Origin of the sequence: Vibrio sp. YT-18, assembly GCF_033337345.1 — a bacterium.
Taxonomy (GTDB): Bacteria; Pseudomonadota; Gammaproteobacteria; order Enterobacterales; family Vibrionaceae; genus Vibrio; species Vibrio alginolyticus.
The window spans coordinates 1-1,017 of sequence record NZ_JAWOQO010000302.1; the positions used below are offsets into that span (position 1 = coordinate 1).

Annotated in this window: 1 protein-coding gene; it reads right to left on the reverse strand. The window is 46.8% G+C overall.

Translation table 11 applies throughout. The annotated features are described in order from the left end of the window. Positions 1 to 985 (reverse strand): flagellin (locus tag R7M72_RS26160; RefSeq protein WP_318056601.1); only part of this gene is annotated, 985 nt, incomplete at its 3' end. Positions 986 to 1,017 lie beyond the last annotated feature (32 nt).

Below are 1,017 nucleotides of genomic sequence, written 5' to 3' on the forward strand. Positions count from 1 at the left end.
ATTCCGAAACACTCCGGTTAATGGTGTTTAAATTATCGATCGTACCACTCACACGGTTCTGAAATCCACCGATTTCACTGCGATGAGAATCAACATACTTTATCGCCGCATCCACCACACCAATAGCAAGCTGAGCGCCTCCTACTGTCGACATATCGAGATCATCAACGGTCACCAACTCACCGGAACCTATATCCATCTCATCGGCAAAATTGCCTTTCCATGTGACGCCTTCTGGCGCATTCAGTGTCGAGGTAAAAAACTGCAGTTGATGATCTTGCGTTACGGAAGCATCGACTACCGATTGCTGGGCATTAATGTAGGTTGCCACTTCTTCAAGGCTATCGCCTACTTTGAGTGTTAATGCTTTAGATTGCGCTTGGCCTTCATTGTCTCGATATTCAAACGCGAACTGTTGGTTATCTCTCGTCACCCGCCAGTCTTTGTCTAAACTGTCACCCAGATAATGTTGCCCGCCCATTTCAGGTATGTGCGTACGCATGTTTCTGAGCGTCAATGATATAGAGTTCGCATTGGCGCCAATATGAAAACTCTGAGAACCATAAGAGCCATTGAAGAGGTTTTTATCCGCGAATGTCGTCGTGATTGCCACACGATCCAATTCATCTTGTAGTGCAATCACTTCTTGTTGAAGACTTGTACGATCATCCTGTTCATGGCTGCCATTTGCGGCCTGAAGCCCGAGAGAGCGTAACCGTTGCAGAATATCACTGCTCTCATGCAACGCGCCTTCTGCGGTTTGAGCGACCGAATAGGCATCGTGAGCATTCCTTAAGGCGACATCAATCCCTCTCGTTTGAACATGGAGAGTATTCGATATTTGTAGGCCTGCAGCATCGTCGCTTGCTGAGTTAATCCGATATCCCGAAGACAGGTTTCTCTGTGACTCAACGTTTTGATCAGCTGCTTGGCTAAGATGTCGCTGCGTCATCATTGCGGCAACATTGGTATTTAAAGAGACCATCTAATCGATATGAATGCCTTGTCGAACACCCT